Raw genomic sequence first — 17,823 nt, 5'->3', positions numbered from 1 at the left:
ACCGGGATGAAGACCTCGAGACGTCGGGCCGCCGGTGCGGCTGTCCTGCTGATGATGTCACTGGCCGGCTGTGCCCAGGTCGAGGAGATCACGAACCAGGCCGGCGAGGTCACCGCCCAGGCCGAGCGGCTGTGGACCGAGGCGCGGCAGATGGGCGACCTCACGGTGGAGCAGGTCCGGGACTTCGACTGGTCCTCCCTGTCCGGGTTCGACGGCATCCTCCTGGGGGACAACTCCAGGGTGACCGAGTTCTTCCGGTCCATGCCCTCCGGTCCGGACATGGAGTCCTTCGAGATCAAGGGGGACGAGGGCACGCTGGTCGTCCACTACGGGGAGCAGGTCGCGGAGGTCGATCCCGCCGTGCTGCAGGAGACCATGGAGCAGGTCGCGGCCGAGGCCAAGGAACGCGTGCAGAACCTGGACACCGTCGAGTTCCGGGTGGGCGAGCGCACGTACACGTTCTGACCGCGGGGCCCCGCCTCGGGGACCCTGTTCGGCGTCCGCGGGAACCGAGGTGTCCGCGCGCCGCGGACACGTCGGGGGTGCGTGCCGGTCCGGGCGTAGGGTCGGTGCCGGAAGCGACCGACACGCCACCAGGAGTGAGTCCATGAGCACGTTCACCAGTACCCAGATCCGCCTGGCCGCCCGCCCGCAGGGATGGCCCACGCCCGAGGACTTCGCCACGGAGTCGGTGGAGTACGCAGACCTGCGGCCCGGGCAGGTGCGCGTGGTCAACGAGTTCCTCTCCGTGGACCCGTACATGCGCGGCCGGATGAGCGCGGCACGCAGCTATGTCACGCCGTACCAGGTGGGGGAGACCATCACCGGGGGCGCGGTGGGCCGCGTGGTGGAGTCGGCGGCCGATCACCTGCCCCCGGGCACCCTGGTGCTGCACCAGCACGGCTGGACGGACCGGGTCCAGGCCGGGGCGGAGGACTTCCGGCCCGTCCCCGAGCTCGAGGGCCTGCCGCACTCGGCCCATCTGGGCATCCTCGGCATGCCGGGCATGACCGCGTACCTGGGCCTGACCAGGATCGCCGGGCTTCGGGAAGGGGACACCGTCCTGGTCTCGGGCGCCGCCGGTGCCGTGGGCACCGCCGTGGGGCAGATCGCCCGGTTGCTCGGGGCGGCCAGGGTGGTCGGCTCGGCCGGCACGACGGAGAAGACGACCGCCCTCACCCAGCAGTACGGCTATGACGTGGCGCTCAACTACAAGGACGCACCGATCCGGGAGCAGCTGGCGGGGGCCGTCGGCCAGGACCGGGTGGACGTGTTCTTCGACAACGTGGGCGGGGACCACCTCGAGGCGGCCCTGGACGTCATGGCCGACTTCGGCAGGATCGCCCTGTGCGGGCAGATCTCCGGGTACAACGCCACGCAGCGCCCGGCCGGGCCGGACAACCTCGGCCACGTCCTCACCCGTCGGCTGCGCATGCAGGGCTTCATCGTCACGGAGGTGGCCGCCGCCCACCCCGGGGCGGTGGAGGAGTTCCGGGAGCGGATGACCGGGTGGTTGTCCTCCGGGGAGGTCGTCTTCGAGGAGACGGTGATGGACGGTCTCGACCGCACCGTCGAGGCGTTCCTGGCCATGATGCGCGGTGAGAACCGGGGCAAGATGATCGTCCGGCTCACCTGATCCGGGGGCGGACGGAGGCCGGTCCCACGGCCGCGGCTCACGCAATCGTGGCGTGTCCACGGCACCGCTCGCGATGGGGTAGAGTGGGTCCGGTGGAAAACGCCGTGGGCGTTCTCCTCACGGGCTATGGCGCAGCTTGGTAGCGCGCCTGACTGGGGGTCAGGAGGTCGTGGGTTCGAATCCCGCTAGCCCGACCATGTGATCTCTCAAGAGATCGCCGACAGCCCGGACCCAATATTGGGTCCGGGCTGTCGGCGTTCCCGGGATGGTCCGGGCCGGTGGCCTAGCAGCCGCAGCCGCAGGACTCTGGCGGGCAGGTCGGGTCGTCACAGCAGTCGTTCATCTCTCAGCACCTCCTCTCCGGTGTCAGCCACGTGCCGGGGGTGGGCTGGGGACAGTCCTCGGTGGGCAGGGCATCGAGCATGGCGGCCATCTCGGTGCGCAGGGCCTCGAGGTGCCTGATCTTCTCGTCCAGTTCGGCCAGGCGTCGGGTCAGCAGGTCGCCGGCCGGTTCGCACGGACAGCTCCCGGTGTCCCGGATGGCCAGGAGGTTGCGGATGTCCTCGAGCCGCAGGCCGAGCCGCTGGGCGCCCTGGATGAAGTGCAGCCGATCGACGGCCTCGGGGCCGTAGGCGCGGTACCCGGCCGGGGTACGGGCCGGGTCGGGTAGCAGGCCGGCCTTCTCGTAGTACCGGATCGTGTCCGGGCTCAGGCTGGTCGCTGCGGCGAGTTCACCGATCCGCATGCCGCGTTGAACCACTGTCTGGGTCGTCATGCGACAACGATAAACCTTGGAGTCCACTCCAAGGTCAAGACCGTGGGACTAATCTTTCCGGTTGTCTTCCAGGGGGCCGGTGAGGTGGTCGGTCGCGACAGTGACGGTGGCACGGGCGGGGGCTCCCACACCGATCAGGGTGGCCGAGGCCGGGCCGCACCAGTCCCCGGAGCCGAGGAAGAACAGCCCGGGCCGATCGCGGGAGCGCGTGGGCGGGGTGCCCGTGGTGGCCGGGACGGTGCACTCCGTGCTCAGGCCCAAAGGGCGCAGGTGGCCCAGGTCAGGGCGGAAGCCGGTGCACCAGATGACCGCGTCGACCTCTGCCCGGCGGCCGTTGTCCCACCGTATGCCGGTGGGGGTGAAGGCCGAGAACATCGAGGCGGCCTCCAGCCGCCCTGCGTCCCGGGCTGCCCGGACGGGGGGCACGGCGACGATGTCTCCGAGGGATCCGACCCCGCCGGGGCTGGGTTCACCCCGGCGGGCGGCCTGGACGTGGGCGGTGGCCACGGCGAACAGGGCCCGGCCGTCGACGTCGTCGGGCAGGTACCGGGGTGGCCGGCGGGTCGCCCAGGTCACCGATTGGGCGGCGTCCAGCAGGTCGGTGGCGATCTGCGCCCCGGAGTTGCCCCCGCCGACCACCATCACCCGCTGACCGGCGAAGGGCTCCCGCCCGCGATAACCGGTGGTGTGCAACTGGCTCCCGGTGAACTGCTCTGCCCCGGGGACGCGGGGGATGAAGGGCCGGCGCCAGGAGCCCGTGGCATTGATGACCACCCGGCTGGTCCAGGTGCCCCGGTCGGTGCGGGTGAGGTAATTCCCGTCGGGGCCGTCTTCGACGGCCTGGACGGTGACGGGCCGGTGCACCGGCAGCTCGTACCGTTGCTCGTAGGCGCGCAGGTAGGACACCACGTGGGCGGCCGAGGGGTTGCCCACCCCGGCCCAGGGTGGCATCTGGTAACCGGGCAGCGAGCTATAGGCAGCCGGGGAGAACAGCTCCAGGGAGTCCCAGTAGTACTGCCATGCCCCACCGGGGCGGTCGTTGGCATCCAGGATCGCGAAGCTGGGAGCGGGGCCGACGCGTCCCCGGGCGGCGTCGCGGGCCAGACGGTGCAGGTAGAACCCGGCGGCCAGTCCGGCCTGACCCCCGCCGACCACCAGGACGTCGACCTCGCCGGACTTCATGGTTCCCATGGCTGGCGGGGCGGGCGGGTCAGCCCATCTCCAGCATCCGACGCAGCTCGGCGAAGGCGGCTGGGACCACGGTGTAGTGCGCCCACCGCCCGCGCTGTTCCCGGATGAGGAGTCCCGCGTCGACGAGCTTCTTCATGTGGTGACTCACGGTGGGCTGGCTGATGCCGAGTTCCTCGGTGAGGTCGCAGGAGCACACGGCCTCGCAGCCCTGGGCGGCGACGTGGGAGAGCAGGCGCAACCGCATCGGGTCGGCCAGGGCCTTGAGCATCCCGGCGGCCCGCTGGGCCTGCTCGGCGCTGATCGGCCCATCGGACAGGGAACAACACGCCACCGACCCCGGCGTGCCGGCGGCCTCGGCGCGGCGGCCGGTGGTCTCTAGGGCGGGAAGAGTAGTGGTCGCGACCATCACCCCATCTTACATTGACGAACGCCAATATGTCCCGGTAGGGTTCGCATCGATATTGGTCGATACGAGAGATGGGCTTTCATGAGCGTCCCCACCACCGCACCGCCGGCCGCCCAGCACGGCGTGATGAAGGAGATGTCCTTCCTGGACCGCTGGCTGCCGGCCTGGATCGGGCTGGCCATGGTCGTCGGCCTGGCCCTGGGCCGCTTCGTGCCCAGGCTCAACACCGCCCTGGAGGCGGTGAAGATCGGGGAGGTCTCCCTGCCGATCGCGATCGGGCTGCTGGTGATGATGTACCCGGTGCTGGCCAAGGTCCGCTACGACGAGACCCACCGCGTGGCCGGGGACAAGCGGCTGATGGTCACCTCCCTGGTGCTGAACTGGCTCGTGGGCCCGGCGCTGATGTTCACCCTGGCCTGGCTGCTGCTGCCGGACCTGCCCGAGTACCGCACCGGACTGATCATCGTCGGGCTGGCCCGGTGCATCGCGATGGTGTTCATCTGGAACGACCTGGCCTGCGGGGACCGGGAGGCCGCAGCCGTGCTGGTGGCCATCAATTCCGTCTTCCAGGTCATCGCCTTCGGTGCTCTGGGGTGGTTCTACCTCCAGGTGCTGCCCTCCTGGCTGGGCCTGCCCACCACGTCTGCCGACTTCTCCGTCTGGGCGATCGTGCTCAGCGTCCTGGTCTTCCTGGGCATCCCGCTACTGGCCGGTTTCCTCACCCGGGTGCTGGGGGAGCGGGCCAAGGGGCGCACCTGGTACGAGGAGGAGTTCCTGCCCAAGATCGGGCCCTGGGCGCTGTACGGGCTGCTGTTCACCATCGTGCTGCTGTTCGCCCTGCAGGGCGAGGCGATCACTTCCAACCCCTGGGACGTGGCCCGGATCGCGCTGCCGCTGCTGGCCTATTTCGTGCTGATGTTCGGCATCGCCCTGATCGCCTCCAAGGCGGTGGGGCTGAATTACGCGAAGTCCACCACGGTGGCCTTCACCGCCGCGGGCAACAACTTCGAGCTGGCCATCGCCGTGGCCATCGGCACCTTCGGGGTGACCTCCGGCCAGGCCCTGGCCGGTGTCGTCGGCCCGCTGATCGAGGTTCCCGTGCTGGTGGGGCTGGTCTACGTGTCCCTGTGGGCCGGGCGCAGGCTGTTCCCCGGGGACCCCACCGTCCCGGTCCGCGCCGAGACCGTCGCCGCGACCCGCGCCTGAACCCTCATCCCCGACAGGAGAGCCAGAGATGACCACCTCAGAGTCCGCGTCCCGGCCGGCCGTGTTGTTCGTGTGTGCCAAGAACGGTGGCAAGTCCCAGATGGCCGCGGCCCTGATGGACCACCACGCCGCCGGCAGCGTGGAAGTCCACTCCGCCGGAACTAAACCGGGCGAGGCGATCAACGTCCTCTCGGCCGAGGTCGTCGCCGAGGTCGGGGCGGACATGTCCGGCGGCCAGCCCAAGCCCATCGACGTAGACCTGCTGGCCCGCGTGGACCGGGTCATCGTCCTGGGGGACGAGGCGAAGGTCGACCCGGTGGAGGGTATGGCAGGGACCATCGAGACCTGGCATACCGACGAGCCCTCCACCCGCGGCATCGAAGGGGCCGAGCGGATGCGCCTGGTCCGCGACGATATCGACGCCCGCGTGCGCACCCTGCTCACCGACCTCACCGGTACCCCCGGCCCCTGACCTCCTCATGACCGACTGCTCCGTGACCCACCGACCGAGAAGAGATGACCCGATGACTGCAGAGACCACCCCGACCGCCCAGAAGCCGTCGGTGCTGTTCGTGTGCGTGCACAACGCCGGGCGGTCCCAGATGGCCGCCGCCTACCTGCAGCATCTGGCCGAGGGCCGGATCGAGGTCCGCTCCGCCGGCTCCGCGCCCGCCGAGTCGGTCAACCCGGCCGCCGTGGAGGCCATGGCCGAGGAGGGCATCGACATCAGCGCGAACCAGCCCAAGGTCCTCACCTATGAGGCGGTGCAGGACTCCGACGTGGTGATCACCATGGGCTGCGGCGACGCCTGCCCGTTCTACCCGGGCAAGCGCTATGAGGACTGGAAGCTGGACGACCCGGCCGGTCGGGGCGTCGAGGGCGTGCGCCCCATCCGCGACGAGATCAAGACCCGCATCGAGCAGCTCATCGCCGAGTTGCTCCCGGCCGAGTCCACCGCGAACTGAAGGCGAACCATCCCATGAGCACCACGACCACGGACACCACGAGCACTGAGCAGGCCACGGACCAGCTGATCATCATCGGCTCGGGTCCGGCCGGGTACACCGCCGCGATCTACGCCGCGAGGGCCGGGTTGGCCCCGCGGGTGATCGCCGGATCCGTCACCCACGGCGGGGCGCTGATGAACACCACCGAGGTGGAGAATTTCCCCGGGTTCCCCGGCGGGATCCAGGGCCCGGAGCTGATGGCCGGACTGGCGGAGCAGGCCATCCGGTTCGGGGCCATCATCGAGTACGACGACGCCGCGTCCGTGTCCCTGTCCCGGCACCTGAAGGAGGTCACCACCCTGACCGGGATGACCTACCGGGCCCCGGCGGTGATCGTGGCCACCGGTTCGGCCTACAAGGAGCTCGGCCTGCCCGAGGAGAAGAGCCTCAGCGGGCACGGGGTGTCCTGGTGCGCCACCTGTGACGGGTTCTTCTTCCGCGACCAGGACATCGTCGTCGTCGGCGGCGGGGACTCGGCCATGGAGGAGGCCCTGTTCCTCACCCGCTTCGCCCGCTCCGTCACCGTCGTGGTCCGCCGGGACGCCCTGCGGGCCTCGAAGATCATGGCCGCCCGCGCCAAGGACAATCCCAAGATCCACTTCGCCTGGAATAGCCGTGTCGCCGCGATCCACGGCGCCGACAAGGTCACCGGGGTCACCCTGACCGACACCATCACCGGGGACACCCGCGATCTCGCCGCGACCGGGGTGTTCGTGGCCATCGGCCACCTGCCCCGCACCGAACTGGTCGCCGACCAGCTGGAGCTGGACGCCGAGGGGTACATCGTCGTGGACGCCCGCACCACCCACACCAACCTGACCGGGGTCTTCGCCTGCGGGGACGCGGTGGACCACCGCTACCGCCAGGCCATCACCGCGGCCGGCACCGGCTGCGCCGCGGCCCTGGACGCCGAGCGCTACCTGGCCGCCCTGAATGATGCCGAGTCCATCGCCACCGCACTCGTCGAGGAGCCCACTCATGGCTGACACCACCATCCCCACCACCACAGCCAGCAGCTCCAGCACGACCGACATCAGCGCGGACCCCACCGGGCTTCCGGTCGTGGTCATCGGCGCCGGACCGGTGGGCCTGGCCGCCGCCGCCCACCTGGTCGAGCGCGGCCTGGACCCACTGGTCCTGGAAGCTGGCCCAGACGTCGGGGCGGCCATCCGGGCCTGGGGCCACACCCGACTGTTCTCCCCGTGGCGGTACAACGTCGACGCCGCCGCGGCCCGCCTGCTCGAGCCCACCGGATGGGTCACCCCGGACCCGGAGGCCCTGCCCACCGGGACCGAACTGGTCGAGCAGTACCTTCAGCCGTTGGCCGCCACCGAGGCCCTGGCACCCCGGATCCGCACCGGTGCCCGCGTGATCGCGGTGTCCCGGGCCGGGATGGACAAGACCCGCACCGCCGGCCGCCTGGACACACCCTTCCTGGTCCGCATCCAGCACGCGGACGGCACCGTGGAAGACGTGTTCGCGTCCGCGGTGATCGACGCCACCGGCACCTGGGGCCAGCCCAACCCCTTGGGCCAGGCCGGACTGGAGGCACCCGGGGAGACCGCTGCCCGCGCGGCAGGGCGGATCACCACCGCGCTGCCGGACGTCACCGGCCGGGACCGGGCCCGGTTCGCCGGTCAGCACGTGCTGGTGGTCGGGGCCGGGCACTCGGCGGCCAACACCCTGCTCGAGCTCGGCGCCCTGGCCCAGGACGCCCCGGGCACCCGGATCTCCTGGGCGGTCCGCTCGGCCGACGTCACCCGGGTCTATGGCGGCGAGGACCGCGACGAACTGGCGGCCCGCGGGGCCCTGGGCACCCGGCTGCGCCACCTGGTGGAGACCGGGACCATCCGGGTGCACCCGTCCTTCACCATCACCGCCTTCACCACCACCGGCCTGGGGATGATGGTGCAGGCCTCCACCCCGGCCGGAGACGAACGGCTGGTGGTGGACGTGGTGGTGCCGGCCACCGGATTCCGTCCCGCACTGGGCATGCTCTCCGAGCTGCGCCTGGACCTGGACCCGGCCGTGGAGGCCCCGAGGCGACTGGGCCCGCTGATCGATCCGGAGTTCCACTCCTGCGGTTCGGTCGCGCCGCATGGGGAGAAGATGCTCGCCCATCCCGAGCCGGGGTTCTACATCGTGGGCATGAAGAGCTATGGGCGGGCGCCGACCTTCCTGATGGCCACCGGCTACGAACAGGTCCGCTCCATCGCCGCCTCCCTGGCCGGGGACCAGGCCGCCGCCAACCACGTGGAGCTGGAGCTGCCCGAGACCGGGGTGTGCTCCACCGACCTGGGCGGGTCCTGTGACGTCCCGACCCCCGTCGCCGGCACTGCCGATCAGGGCTGTTGCACTCCGGCCCCCACGACCGCATCCATCGACATCCCGCCCACACCCGCGACCGTCCCGGTGCTGCTGCCCGTCCGGGCCAGCGCCTGCTGCTGACCCGCGCTCACCCTCAGCGTCCCGAACTCCACGTCGGGGGCCACCGCCGACCGGACGGGGACGCACCCACGAACCGGCCGGTAACTTTTCCTTCCCTCGCTCTGGACAGATCTCCAGTGGTTGGACATCCTCATACACGTGGGTCGGATCACACGTCGTGAGTCCCGTCGCCACTGCGTGCCGACCATCCTGACCTGGAGGAGCAATCGTGGCCGAGGCCTACATCATCGATGCCGTGCGGACCCCGGTGGGCCGGCGCGGGAAGGGCCTGGCGCAAGTCCACCCCCTGGACCTGGCCGCCGCGCCGATCGCGGAGATCGTCCGACGGGCCGGGATCGACTCGGCCGAGTATGACGAGGTGATCCTGGGGTGTATCGACCAGCTGGGTCCGCAGGCGATGGACATCGCCCGCAACGCCTGGCTGGCGGCCGGGGGCTCCGAAGCGGTGCCCGGGACCACGGTGGAGCGCCAGTGCGGTTCCGGCCAGCAGGCGGTGCACTATGCCGCCCAGGCGGTGATGTCCGGCACCAGTGACCTGGTGGTGGCCGGCGGGGTGCAGTCGATGTCTACGATCCCGCTGTCCCACGCCAACCAGGCGGCCGCGGAGTTGGGGTTCCCGGACCCGTTCACCGGGTCCGTGGGCTGGGCGGACCGGTACGGGGGCCAGGAGATCTCCCAGTTCCGGGGCGCGGAGATGATGGCCGCCCAGTGGGGGTTCAGCCGTGAGGCGCTGGAGGGGCTGGCGGTGAGTTCGCACGAGCGGGCCCTGGCCGCCCAGGCGGCGGGGCGCTTCGAGCGGGAGATCATCCCGGTGCCCCAGGCGCCGGGGGTCACCGCGGACGAGGGTCCCCGGGTCCCGGACGTGGCGAAGATGGCCTCGCTGGAGCCGATCGTGCCCGGCGGGCTGCACACCGCCGCGTCCGCCTCGCAGATGTCCGACGGGGCCGCGGCCCTGCTCATCGCCTCCGAGGCCGCCGTGGAGCGGTACGGTCTGAGCCCGCGGGCCAGGATCCACCACGTCTCGGCCCGGGGCGATGACCCGGTGATGATGCTCTCGGCCCCGATCCGTGCCACCCGGCACGCCCTGGAACGGACCGGGATGAGCCTCGATGACCTGGACGTGATCGAGATCAACGAGGCGTTCGCCGCCGTGGTGCTGGCATGGGCCCACGAGACGGGGGCCGACATGACCCGGGTGAACGTCAACGGCGGGGCGATGGCCCTGGGCCACCCGATCGGGGCCACCGGGGCCCGGCTGATGACCTCGATGCTGCACGAACTAGAACGCACCGGCGGCCGCTACGGGCTGCAGACCATGTGCGAGGGCGGCGGCCAGGCCAACGTCACCATCATCGAGAGGCTCTGACCATGACATCGACCGACACCGACACCGAGACCGGCAGGGGCGTGGGGGCGGCCGTCCAGCAGGCCCAGCAGAACACGGTGGGTGCCCTGGTGCGCCGCGCCGTGTCCACCTTCGGCGACACCGTCGCGCTGCGGTTCCAGGACCGTCACTGGAGCTACCGCGACCTGGGGGCGGCCGTGGACCGCGTGGGCCACCGGTTGAGGGACCTCGGGCTCGCACCGGGGGACCGGGTGGCGGCCTACGGGGTGAACTCGGACGCGTACCTCGTGCTGTTCCTGGCCTGCGCCCAGGCGGGCGTGGTCCACGTCCCGGTGAACTTCGCCCTCAAGGGCGGTGAGCTCGCCTACATCCTGGAGGACTCCGGGGCGCGGTTGATCGTGGCGGACAACGCCCTGGCCCCGCTGGTCCGCGAGGTCCTGGACGGGGGCCGTGCGGCCGGCGTCGAGACCGTCCTGCCGATGTTCCCCGGTTCCGGCACGGGGCAGCAGTCCCTCCTGGAGACCGCTGAGGGCGAGGGACCCGGCTCCGGCCCGGGTGCGGGGGCGGAGCCCGGCACGGGCCCGGTCGAGACGGACCTGCTCCAGCTGCTGTACACCTCGGGGACGACGTCGGCCCCGAAGGGGGCGATGATGACCCACCGGGCGCTGATGGCCGAGTACGTCTCCTCGGTCATCGCCCTGGACTTCACGGCCGAGGACCGGCCGCTGGTGGCGATGCCGTTGTACCACTCGGCGGCCATGCACGTGTTCCTGTTGCCGTATCTCTCCCTGGGGGCCACGGTGCGCCTGCTGGCCAAGCCGGACGTGCCGGAGATCCTGCGCTACGTGGAGGAGGAGCACATCGGCTCCCTGTTCCTGGCCCCCACGGTGTGGGTACCGCTGTCCAACCATCCCGAGCTGGACACCCGTGACCTGTCCTCCCTGACGAAGGCCCAGTACGGGGCCTCGATCATACCCGTGACCGTGCTGGGCCGGCTGCGGTCCCGGTTCCCGGGACTGGGGTTCTACAACTGTTTCGGCCAGTCCGAGCTGGGCCCGTTGTGCACCGTGCTGCGCCCGGAGGAGCACCACGCCCGACCGGCCTCCTGCGGGCGGCCGGTCTACCTCGTCGAGGCCCGGGTGGTCACCGCCGAGGGGCGCGTGGCCGAACCCGGCGAGCCCGGGGAGATCCAGTACCGCTCCCCCCAGCTGATGGACGGGTACTGGAACAAGCCCGAGGCCACCGCCGAGGCCTTCTCCGAGGGCTGGTTCCGCTCCGGGGACCAGGTCACCCGGGACGCCCAGGGGTACATCCAGGTGGTGGACCGCATCAAGGACGTGATCAACACCGGCGGGGTCATGGTGGCTCCACGGGAGGTCGAGGACTGCATCTACGAGCTCGACGAGGTGGCCGAGGTGGCCGTCATCGGCCTGCCCGACGAGCGCTGGATCGAGGCCATCACCGCGGTCGTGGTCCTCAAGGACGGTGCCGCCCTGACCGCCGAGGCCGTGCGAGCGCACGTCAGGGACCGGATCGCCGACTACAAGGTGCCCAAGCGCGTGGACTTCGTCGCCGAACTGCCCCGCAACCAGTCCGGCAAGCTCCTCAAGCGCGAACTGCGTGCCGAGCGCACCGAGACCCCGGTGCCGAGGGTGCAGTCGTGACGTCGCCGCTGCGGGTCGAACGCCGCTCGGGGGTGGTCCGGCTCGTCCTGGACCGCGTCGCCGCCGGCAACGCCCTCGACGAGCCCCTCGCGGAGGCCCTGGTCACGGAACTCGAACGCGCCGAGGCAGATCCCCGGGTCCAGGTGCTGACCGTGACGGGCCGCGACCGCTTCTTCTGCGCTGGCGGTGACGTCCGATCCATGGCCTCGGTGCCGGCCGGGGAGCGGCACGAGCTCCTGCTGTCCCTGGCGACGGCGACGAGCACCCTGATGACCGCCCTGTCCCGCACGCGGTTGCTGGTGGTCGCCGGGGTCAACGGCGCCACGGCCGGGGCCGGCCTGGGCCTGCTGCTCGCCGCGGACTGGGTACTGACCAGCGACGAGGCGAAGATCGTCGGGGCCTTCGCCGGCGTCGGGCTCACCCCGGACACCGGGGTGTCCTACCTGCTGCCGCGTACCGTCGGATATCACCGGGCGGTTGAGCTGACCCTGGGTGGACGCCGGCTGGGCGGGGCGGAGGCCGTGGAGTGGGGGCTGGCCAGCCAGTCCGTCCCGGCCGCCGGCTTCGCCCGCCGGCTGACGGAGGCCGAGGACGCGTTCGCGGCCAACGCGGACCACGTGGTCGGCCCCACCAAGGCACTGCTCCGCGCCGGTCGCTACGGGGCGGACTGGGAGGAGCACCTGCGCGCGGAGGCGCGGAGCGTGGCGCGGTCGAGCACGCACCCGGAGAGCGTCCGCCTCGTGGACCGGTTCGCCGCGCCGGCGCCGGCGGCTCACCGCGCGGGGTAGGTGACCCGGCCGCCGTCGGGATCCACCACGGCACCGGCGGTGAGCTGGGCCGGGGGAGCCTTGCCCGGTTCCATGAGGTGGTGCACGGCCTCGCCCGCCGCGAGCAGGTGGTCGGCGATGATCCGGCGATGACACCGCCACCACACCGCCTCCGAGCACATCACCGCCGCCGTCCGCTCGGCACCCCACGCCCGCAGCTCGGCCAGTCCCGTCCTGAACTCCTCCGACAGGGCGTGGTCCGCATAGTTGTGGAAGCTGCGGTTCTCCCAGAAGCCGTTGACCTCCTCCGGGACGGACCGGTCGCGTGACCGCCGGCCGCCGAGGGAGGCCAGGCGCCGGTACTCGATGCCCGTCCCGGACAGGGATGCCGCGAGGACCTCCTGGTCGAAGTGCGGGTAGCGGCGCGAACCGGGCAGTCGCCGCACGTCCACGAGCAACCGGACGTCCACCGAGCGCAGCAGGTCCAGGAACTCCTCCAGCGTCCGGGTCGAGTGACCGACGGTGTAGAACGGAAAGTCCATGCCCCGAATCTAACGTCCCCGGCCGTCAGGTCCAGCGGGTCCATCAGGTGAACTTGCACTTGCCAGAGGAGAGGAGGAAAGTGTATGGGTGCATTCTCCAGAAACCATCGAACCCACCGCCGCTGAGCGGAACCCCTCGGGCAGGACGTTCTTCGGCCAGCCGGGCCCGCTCGCCAACCTGTTCAGCGTCGAGTTGTGGGAGCGCTTCTCGTTCTACGGGATGCAGGGCATCCTGCTCATCTACATGTACTTCACGGTCGCCGAGGGCGGCCTGGGGATCGACGAGGCGGTGGCCACCGGCATCGTCGGTGCCTACGGCGGCATGGTCTACGTGTTCTGCATCATCGGCGGCTGGGTGGCCGACCGGCTGCTGGGCTCGGAACGGACGATGTTCATCAGCGGGGTGCTCATCATGTGCGGGCACATCGCGCTGGCCCTGGTCCCGGGCGTCCCCGGGCTCGCGCTGGGCCTGGTCCTGGTGGGGCTCGGTTCGGGCGGGCTGAAGGCGAACGTCGCCAACCTGGTCGGCAACCTCTACACGCGGGCCGATCCGCGGCGCGACGCAGGGTTCTCCATCTTCTACATGGGCATCAACATCGGTGGCCTGGTCGGGCCCCTGCTGACCGGCTGGACCGCCCAGACCTGGGGTTTCCACGTCGGCTTCGGACTGGCGGCCGTGGGCATGGCCATCGGCCTGACCCAGTACGCGCTGACCCGCAAGAGCCTGCCGGAGCACGTCCACCACGTGCCCAGCCCGCTGCCGCGCAGCCAGTACGGCCGGTGGATCGGCATCACCGTCGTGGCCCTGGCGGTGATCGCGGTGGCCGTGGCCACCGGGCTCGTCAACGCCGCGAACCTGGCCGACGTCGTCGTCGTCCTCTCCGTGGTGGCCGCGATCGCGATCTTCGCGGTCATCCTCACGTCGGCCAAGACCACCGGCGAGGAGCGCAGTCGCGTGCTGGCCTTCATTCCGCTGTTCATCGGCTCGGCCGCCTTCTTCGCCCTGTTCCAGCAGCAGTTCACCGTCATCACCCTCTACTCGGACACGCGGCTCGACCGCATGCTGGGCGACTGGGAGATGCCGATCCCGTGGGTGCAGTCCTTCAACCCGTTCTTCATCATCCTGCTGGCCCCCGTCTTCGCCGCACTGTGGACGAAGCTGGGCCGCCGCCAGCCCAACACCCCGGTCAAGTTCGGGGTGGGCATCGCCCTGATGGGCGCCGCCTTCCTGCTGTTCCTGCCGATGGTCGGCACGGGAGCGGTACCGGTGCTGTGGATCGGGTTCATCATGCTGGTGGCCACCATGGGTGAGCTCATGGTCTCCCCGGTGGGGCTGTCCCTGTCCACCAAGCTCGCGCCCGCGGCGTTCCCGGTGATGATGGTGGCCCTGTACAACCTCTCGGTGGCCCTGGGCACCGCGCTGTCCGGCGCGCTCGCCGGCTACTACACCGCTGAGACGGAGGGCACCTACTTCGGGATCCTCGGTGCCGTGACCATCGCGATCGGCGTGGTCATGCTGGTCATCTCCCGCCCGGTGCACCGGGCCATGCGCGGAGTCCACTGACCTGCCGAGCGGGGAGGGCGGGTGCCGACCGGGACGATCCGGTCAGCACCCGCCCTCGGCGCGGCTCAGGCCGGTGAACGGAACGTCGCCGCGATCAGGGCGCCGTCGGGAAGGTCTGCCGAGCGGACGGCCTTGACGGTTCCGCCGGTACGCAGTACCCGGGCCGCGACCTCGTCCGCCAGGCCGTAGGTGTGGGCGCTGGGCTCCTCCGCGACAGTCACCTCGCCGTACTCGTCGATGGTGCCCTCGCGTTCGGCCGCGAGATCGAACAGCAGCACGTCCACCCGGCCCGCGGTCGCCGCCCTGGCGATCTCCCGCAGCTTGGCACTGGCCCGGCCATGGGCGCGCTGCGTGCCGAAGCGCTCGCGCCAGGCGGCCAGCTGGGTGGCGTAGTTGCGGTCCAGCACCTCACGGCCGCGCTTCCCCAGGTCCTCCAGGGACAGCGAGGCCGGGTTGACGCCGATGCCCTCCTCCACGAGCCGCTGGTAGGTGTTGACCTCCCGGTAGGCCGGTTCCAGGTCGGGGCTGGCCGCCAGCACCAGCGGGTGGGCGGACCCGTTGATCTGGCGCAGGACCGCCTCCTGGACGGTCGAGCAGTAGTCACGGCGCTGGACCTTGGGCCGCTGGTTCCCGTCCGCGCGCTGGCGGTCCATGCGGCCCTCGTTGTCGGCGGTCTGCAGTTCGAGGCCGAGGTCGTCGGGCAGCCCGGTCAGCGGCACCTCATGGCAGGAGGCGTCGGCCTCCAGGGCCAGCAGCCGCACCGATCCCTTCGTCAGTGCCAGCACGTACCCGCTGTGGGCGAAGGTCGTGGCCCGGATGAGGGGGCCGACGTCGAACCGGTCGCCGACGCTGCAGTGACTGTTCAGGTTGTTCATGAGCCGGAAGGCGCGCAACCCCGACGGCGAGACGAACACCGCGATGGAGCGCGCCTGGGTGGACCAGAAGTCCCGGTCCTCCTCCAGTGCGGCCACCTCGGCGCTGACGCGCTCCCGGTCCTCGGCGGGCACGGACCCGGGCAGCGTGGCCAGAGCCTCCGTGGCCATCGTGCGCAGGGCCACCTGGGCCGCCTCGGGGTTCCGGCCGATCGGCGCCCGGGCGTCGTCGGCCCCGGACGACGCAACATACAACGACACGCTCGCGGCGTGCCGGTGCTGCGTGAGCTCGGCGAAGTCTTCTGCTGAGGGAATGTCGATGCTCATGGGGACACGGTACCCACGTGTGACCGAAAGCACACCTGATTCCGGAGATTCCGTGCCCGGTTCTGCCGACTCGGCACCACGACGTCGGCCCGTCGCCCCCGGCCCACCGGTGGGCGTACGCTGTGCGCATGCAGACGCGCCCGGTGCGTACGGCGGGGGAGCGCAACCGCACCTTCGCCGGCATCCTGGCCAACACTGCCCTGGCCAACCTCACCACCAGCTACCTGTGGTTCGCCATCACCTTCTGGATCTACCTCGAGACGCGGAACGTGATCGCCACGGGGGTGATCGGCGGCGCCTACATGCTGCTGCTGGCCGCCACCGGGATCAGCTTCGGCACCTACGTGGACCGGTTCCGCAAGCTTCCGGTGATGCGGTTCGCGGGAGCCGTCACGCTGGCGATGTTCGCCGTGGCCGGACTGTTGTTCCTGGTGGCACCGGCCGAGGAGCGCAGCGCCCTGGACCGCCCGTGGTTCTGGGCGTTCGCCCTGTCCGTCCTGGCGGGGGCCGTCGTCGAGAACCTGCGGAACATCGCGCTGTCGACCACCGTCACCCTGCTCATCGACCAGGACCGGCGGGCCAACGCCAACGGCTACGTGGGCATGGTGCAGGGGCTGGCCTTCATCGCCACCTCCGTCCTGTCCGGGCTCTCGATCGGGTTGCTGGGGATGGGCCCGACCGTGCTGGTCGCCGTCGTCCTCTCGGCCCTGGCCCTGGCCCACCTGGCGATCCTGCGCCTGCCCGAGGAGGCCGCACCGGCTCCCTCCGACGCCCACGGGGGGTTCGACCTCGCGGGCGCCTGGTCCGCGATCCGGGACATTCCGGGCATGGTCGCGCTGATCCTGTTCACGACGTTCAACAACTTCATCGGCGGCGTGTACCTGGCCCTGATGGACCCCTACGGCCTGGAACTGTTCACGGTCGAGCTCTGGGGCGCCTGGTTCGCCCTCGGAGCCACGGGCTTCATCCTCGGCGGGGTCCTCGTCGGACGCCTCGGGCTGGGGCCCAACCCCATCCGCACCCTGTTGGGCATCGTCGCGATCATGGGGGTGATCGGTTCGCTGTTCACCATCCGGGAGTGGGGGTGGCTGTACGTCCTGGGCATCTGGCTGTACATGCTCGGCATCCCGGCCGTGGAGGCCGCGGAGCAGACCGTCATCCAGAAGGTCGTGCCGCTGCACCGCCAGGGACGGGTCTTCGGGTTCGCCGCGGCCGTCGAGTCGGCGGCGGCACCCGTGACGGCCTTCGTGGTGGCCCCGATCGCGGAGGTCTGGATCATCCCCTTCGCCCGGGGTGCCGAGGGCGGCGCGGCCCTGGAACCACTGCTGGGCACGGGGACGGCCCGGGGGATCGCGCTCGTCTTCCTCGTCGCGGGACTGGTCATGGTCCTCGCGGCGGGGGTGGCGTGGCGGTCGCCGGCCTATCACCGGATCTCGGCCGCCTACGCCGGACCCGTGCCGGCCCGGTCCTGACGGGGAGCCCGCCCATGGACCAGACTGGCGCCATGGACGCCACCGACATCCTCACCGACCTGGCCCGCAGGCCCCTCGACCAGCTCGACCTGTTCTGGGGTGAGGTGCACCCCACCCGGCTCAATGCGCATCCCGGTGGGCACCCGAACTCGATCGCCTGGCTCGTCTGGCATGCCGGCCGCGAGACCGACGCCCAGGTCGCCGCGCTCGCCGGCGTCGAGGAGACGTGGACCGCAGGGGACTGGCCCGGCCGCTTCGGGCCGACGGTGCCGGCCGAGGGCCACGGCTTCGGTCACTCGTCGGCCGAGGCCCGCGCCGTCGTCGTGACGGACAAGGGCCTGCTCCGGGACTACCTCGCCGCGGTCACGGGGGCCGCGACGGGTTACCTGGGCCGGCTGCGGTCCGACGACCTCGGCGTGGTCGTCGACGAGGGCTGGCACCCGCCGGTCACGCGGGGGGCGCGCCTGGTCAGCATCTTCGCCGATGCGCTCCAACACGTGGGCCAGGCAGCCTACGTGGCGGGAATGCCGGACGGCGACTGAGCCCGCGGCGCCGTCTCCCGTGCCGGTGGACACCGGGCGGGTGCGCCGAGGGCCGGCCC

18 protein-coding genes and 1 tRNA gene are annotated in these 17,823 nt (G+C 71.2%); 14 read left to right on the top strand and 5 right to left on the bottom strand.

All coding sequences use genetic code 11. From position 1 onward, the window contains the following. The first annotated feature begins 6 nt into the window (after positions 1 to 6). The 3 genes from Q0283_RS09495 to Q0283_RS09485 all read left to right on the top strand — a co-directional run bounded on the left by Q0283_RS09495 (position 7) and on the right by Q0283_RS09485 (position 1,833). Positions 7 to 465 (top strand): DUF4825 domain-containing protein, encoded by a 459-nt coding sequence (locus tag Q0283_RS09495; protein WP_183526666.1) that lies wholly within the window; start codon positions 7 to 9, stop codon positions 463 to 465. A gap of 142 nt (positions 466 to 607) precedes the next feature. Next, on the top strand, positions 608 to 1,636 hold the full coding sequence (locus Q0283_RS09490; RefSeq protein WP_183526663.1) for an NADP-dependent oxidoreductase: 1,029 nt from the start codon (positions 608 to 610) through the stop codon (positions 1,634 to 1,636). Between the two features lie 120 nt (positions 1,637 to 1,756). After that, positions 1,757 to 1,833: transfer RNA gene (locus tag Q0283_RS09485), tRNA-Pro, on the top strand. Positions 1,834 to 1,982: 149 nt separating this feature from the next. Here the strand turns inward: Q0283_RS09485 and Q0283_RS09480 are convergent. From Q0283_RS09480 to Q0283_RS09470, 3 genes are read right to left on the bottom strand one after another with little or no spacing between them, the layout of a single operon-like run. Then, the gene (locus Q0283_RS09480) at positions 1,983 to 2,411 is read right to left on the bottom strand and encodes a heavy metal-responsive transcriptional regulator (RefSeq protein WP_255459448.1); all 429 of its coding nucleotides are present in this window, start codon (positions 2,409 to 2,411) and stop codon (positions 1,983 to 1,985) included. A gap of 48 nt (positions 2,412 to 2,459) precedes the next feature. After that, entirely contained in the window at positions 2,460 to 3,593 is a 1,134-nt protein-coding gene (locus Q0283_RS09475; RefSeq protein WP_183526661.1) for an ArsO family NAD(P)H-dependent flavin-containing monooxygenase, read from the bottom strand. 28 nt (positions 3,594 to 3,621) lie between these two features. Continuing rightward, entirely contained in the window at positions 3,622 to 4,008 is a 387-nt protein-coding gene (locus Q0283_RS09470; RefSeq protein ID WP_298044341.1) for a helix-turn-helix transcriptional regulator, read from the bottom strand. Between the two features lie 81 nt (positions 4,009 to 4,089). Here Q0283_RS09470 and arsB point away from each other — a divergent pair, with 81 nt between their 5' ends. The 8 genes from arsB (at position 4,090) to Q0283_RS09430 (ending at position 12,466) form a co-directional block, all read left to right on the top strand. Beyond that, complete coding sequence (gene arsB, locus Q0283_RS09465; protein WP_298044340.1) at positions 4,090 to 5,214, top strand: ACR3 family arsenite efflux transporter; 1,125 nt, start codon at positions 4,090 to 4,092, stop codon at positions 5,212 to 5,214. Between the two features lie 28 nt (positions 5,215 to 5,242). Then, positions 5,243 to 5,686: a low molecular weight phosphatase family protein gene (locus tag Q0283_RS09460; protein ID WP_183526657.1), complete on the top strand. Its 444-nt coding sequence runs from the start codon at positions 5,243 to 5,245 to the stop codon at positions 5,684 to 5,686. 52 nt (positions 5,687 to 5,738) lie between these two features. Beyond that, on the top strand, positions 5,739 to 6,179 hold the full coding sequence (locus Q0283_RS09455; RefSeq protein WP_183526655.1) for an arsenate reductase ArsC: 441 nt from the start codon (positions 5,739 to 5,741) through the stop codon (positions 6,177 to 6,179). Between the two features lie 14 nt (positions 6,180 to 6,193). Then, positions 6,194 to 7,207 carry a thioredoxin-disulfide reductase gene (gene trxB / locus Q0283_RS09450; RefSeq protein ID WP_183526652.1) on the top strand — a complete coding sequence of 338 codons (1,014 nt, stop codon included), beginning with the start codon at positions 6,194 to 6,196 and terminating at the stop codon, positions 7,205 to 7,207. After that, positions 7,200 to 8,669, top strand: a complete 1,470-nt coding sequence (locus Q0283_RS09445; protein ID WP_298044337.1) for an FAD-dependent oxidoreductase — start codon at positions 7,200 to 7,202, stop codon at positions 8,667 to 8,669. The genes trxB and Q0283_RS09445 overlap by 8 nt, the downstream gene beginning before the upstream one ends. A 208-nt stretch (positions 8,670 to 8,877) precedes the next feature. Further along, a complete protein-coding gene (locus tag Q0283_RS09440; RefSeq protein WP_183526650.1) occupies positions 8,878 to 10,035 on the top strand; it encodes an acetyl-CoA C-acetyltransferase in 1,158 nt (385 codons plus the stop codon). A gap of 2 nt (positions 10,036 to 10,037) precedes the next feature. Next, positions 10,038 to 11,678, top strand: a complete 1,641-nt coding sequence (locus Q0283_RS09435; protein WP_298044334.1) for a fatty acyl-CoA synthetase — start codon at positions 10,038 to 10,040, stop codon at positions 11,676 to 11,678. Beyond that, positions 11,675 to 12,466, top strand: coding sequence for an enoyl-CoA hydratase/isomerase family protein (locus tag Q0283_RS09430; RefSeq protein WP_183526644.1), 792 nt, complete (start codon positions 11,675 to 11,677; stop codon positions 12,464 to 12,466). The genes Q0283_RS09435 and Q0283_RS09430 overlap by 4 nt, the downstream gene beginning before the upstream one ends. Here Q0283_RS09430 and Q0283_RS09425 read toward each other — a convergent pair. Beyond that, the gene (locus Q0283_RS09425; protein WP_183526642.1) at positions 12,451 to 12,987 is read right to left on the bottom strand and encodes a DUF488 family protein; all 537 of its coding nucleotides are present in this window, start codon (positions 12,985 to 12,987) and stop codon (positions 12,451 to 12,453) included. The two genes, Q0283_RS09430 and Q0283_RS09425, sit on opposite strands and share 16 nt — an antisense overlap. Before the next feature lie 88 nt (positions 12,988 to 13,075). Between Q0283_RS09425 and Q0283_RS09420 the strand changes: the two genes are divergently transcribed. Further along, positions 13,076 to 14,551 (top strand): peptide MFS transporter, encoded by a 1,476-nt coding sequence (locus Q0283_RS09420; RefSeq protein WP_183526640.1) that lies wholly within the window; start codon positions 13,076 to 13,078, stop codon positions 14,549 to 14,551. Between the two features lie 65 nt (positions 14,552 to 14,616). Here the strand turns inward: Q0283_RS09420 and Q0283_RS09415 are convergent, their stop codons facing one another. Beyond that, complete coding sequence (locus Q0283_RS09415) at positions 14,617 to 15,750, bottom strand: hypothetical protein (RefSeq protein ID WP_255459446.1); 1,134 nt, start codon at positions 15,748 to 15,750, stop codon at positions 14,617 to 14,619. A gap of 128 nt (positions 15,751 to 15,878) precedes the next feature. Here Q0283_RS09415 and Q0283_RS09410 point away from each other — a divergent pair, with 128 nt between their 5' ends. Beyond that, positions 15,879 to 17,222, top strand: coding sequence for an MFS transporter (locus tag Q0283_RS09410; RefSeq protein WP_298044330.1), 1,344 nt, complete (start codon positions 15,879 to 15,881; stop codon positions 17,220 to 17,222). Positions 17,223 to 17,236: 14 nt separating this feature from the next. Continuing rightward, complete coding sequence (locus Q0283_RS09405; protein WP_255459445.1) at positions 17,237 to 17,764, top strand: mycothiol transferase; 528 nt, start codon at positions 17,237 to 17,239, stop codon at positions 17,762 to 17,764. The last annotated feature ends 59 nt before the right edge of the window (positions 17,765 to 17,823 follow it).

The organism is uncultured Citricoccus sp., assembly GCF_937871995.1.
Taxonomy (GTDB): Bacteria; Actinomycetota; Actinomycetes; order Actinomycetales; family Micrococcaceae; genus Citricoccus.
This window is presented reverse-complemented; position numbering and strand designations above follow the sequence as displayed.

Bases quoted from the DNA above. Each gene is read 5' to 3' on its own strand.
- Q0283_RS09445 (WP_298044337.1), top strand. From the start codon at position 7,200: ATGGCTGACACCACCATCCCCACCACCACAGCCAGCAGCTCCAGCACG.
- arsB (WP_298044340.1), top strand. From the start codon at position 4,090: ATGAGCGTCCCCACCACCGCACCGCCGGCCGCCCAGCACGGCGTGATG.
- Q0283_RS09480 (WP_255459448.1), bottom strand. From the start codon at position 2,411: ATGACGACCCAGACAGTGGTTCAACGCGGCATGCGGATCGGTGAACTC.
- Q0283_RS09405 (WP_255459445.1), top strand. From the start codon at position 17,237: ATGGACCAGACTGGCGCCATGGACGCCACCGACATCCTCACCGACCTG.
- Q0283_RS09455 (WP_183526655.1), top strand. From the start codon at position 5,739: ATGACTGCAGAGACCACCCCGACCGCCCAGAAGCCGTCGGTGCTGTTC.
- Q0283_RS09470 (WP_298044341.1), bottom strand. From the start codon at position 4,008: ATGGTCGCGACCACTACTCTTCCCGCCCTAGAGACCACCGGCCGCCGC.
- trxB (WP_183526652.1), top strand. From the start codon at position 6,194: ATGAGCACCACGACCACGGACACCACGAGCACTGAGCAGGCCACGGAC.
- Q0283_RS09415 (WP_255459446.1), bottom strand. From the start codon at position 15,750: ATGAGCATCGACATTCCCTCAGCAGAAGACTTCGCCGAGCTCACGCAG.
- Q0283_RS09410 (WP_298044330.1), top strand. From the start codon at position 15,879: ATGCAGACGCGCCCGGTGCGTACGGCGGGGGAGCGCAACCGCACCTTC.
- Q0283_RS09425 (WP_183526642.1), bottom strand. From the start codon at position 12,987: ATGGACTTTCCGTTCTACACCGTCGGTCACTCGACCCGGACGCTGGAG.
- Q0283_RS09435 (WP_298044334.1), top strand. From the start codon at position 10,038: ATGACATCGACCGACACCGACACCGAGACCGGCAGGGGCGTGGGGGCG.
- Q0283_RS09475 (WP_183526661.1), bottom strand. From the start codon at position 3,593: ATGAAGTCCGGCGAGGTCGACGTCCTGGTGGTCGGCGGGGGTCAGGCC.
- Q0283_RS09460 (WP_183526657.1), top strand. From the start codon at position 5,243: ATGACCACCTCAGAGTCCGCGTCCCGGCCGGCCGTGTTGTTCGTGTGT.
- Q0283_RS09490 (WP_183526663.1), top strand. From the start codon at position 608: ATGAGCACGTTCACCAGTACCCAGATCCGCCTGGCCGCCCGCCCGCAG.
- Q0283_RS09495 (WP_183526666.1), top strand. From the start codon at position 7: ATGAAGACCTCGAGACGTCGGGCCGCCGGTGCGGCTGTCCTGCTGATG.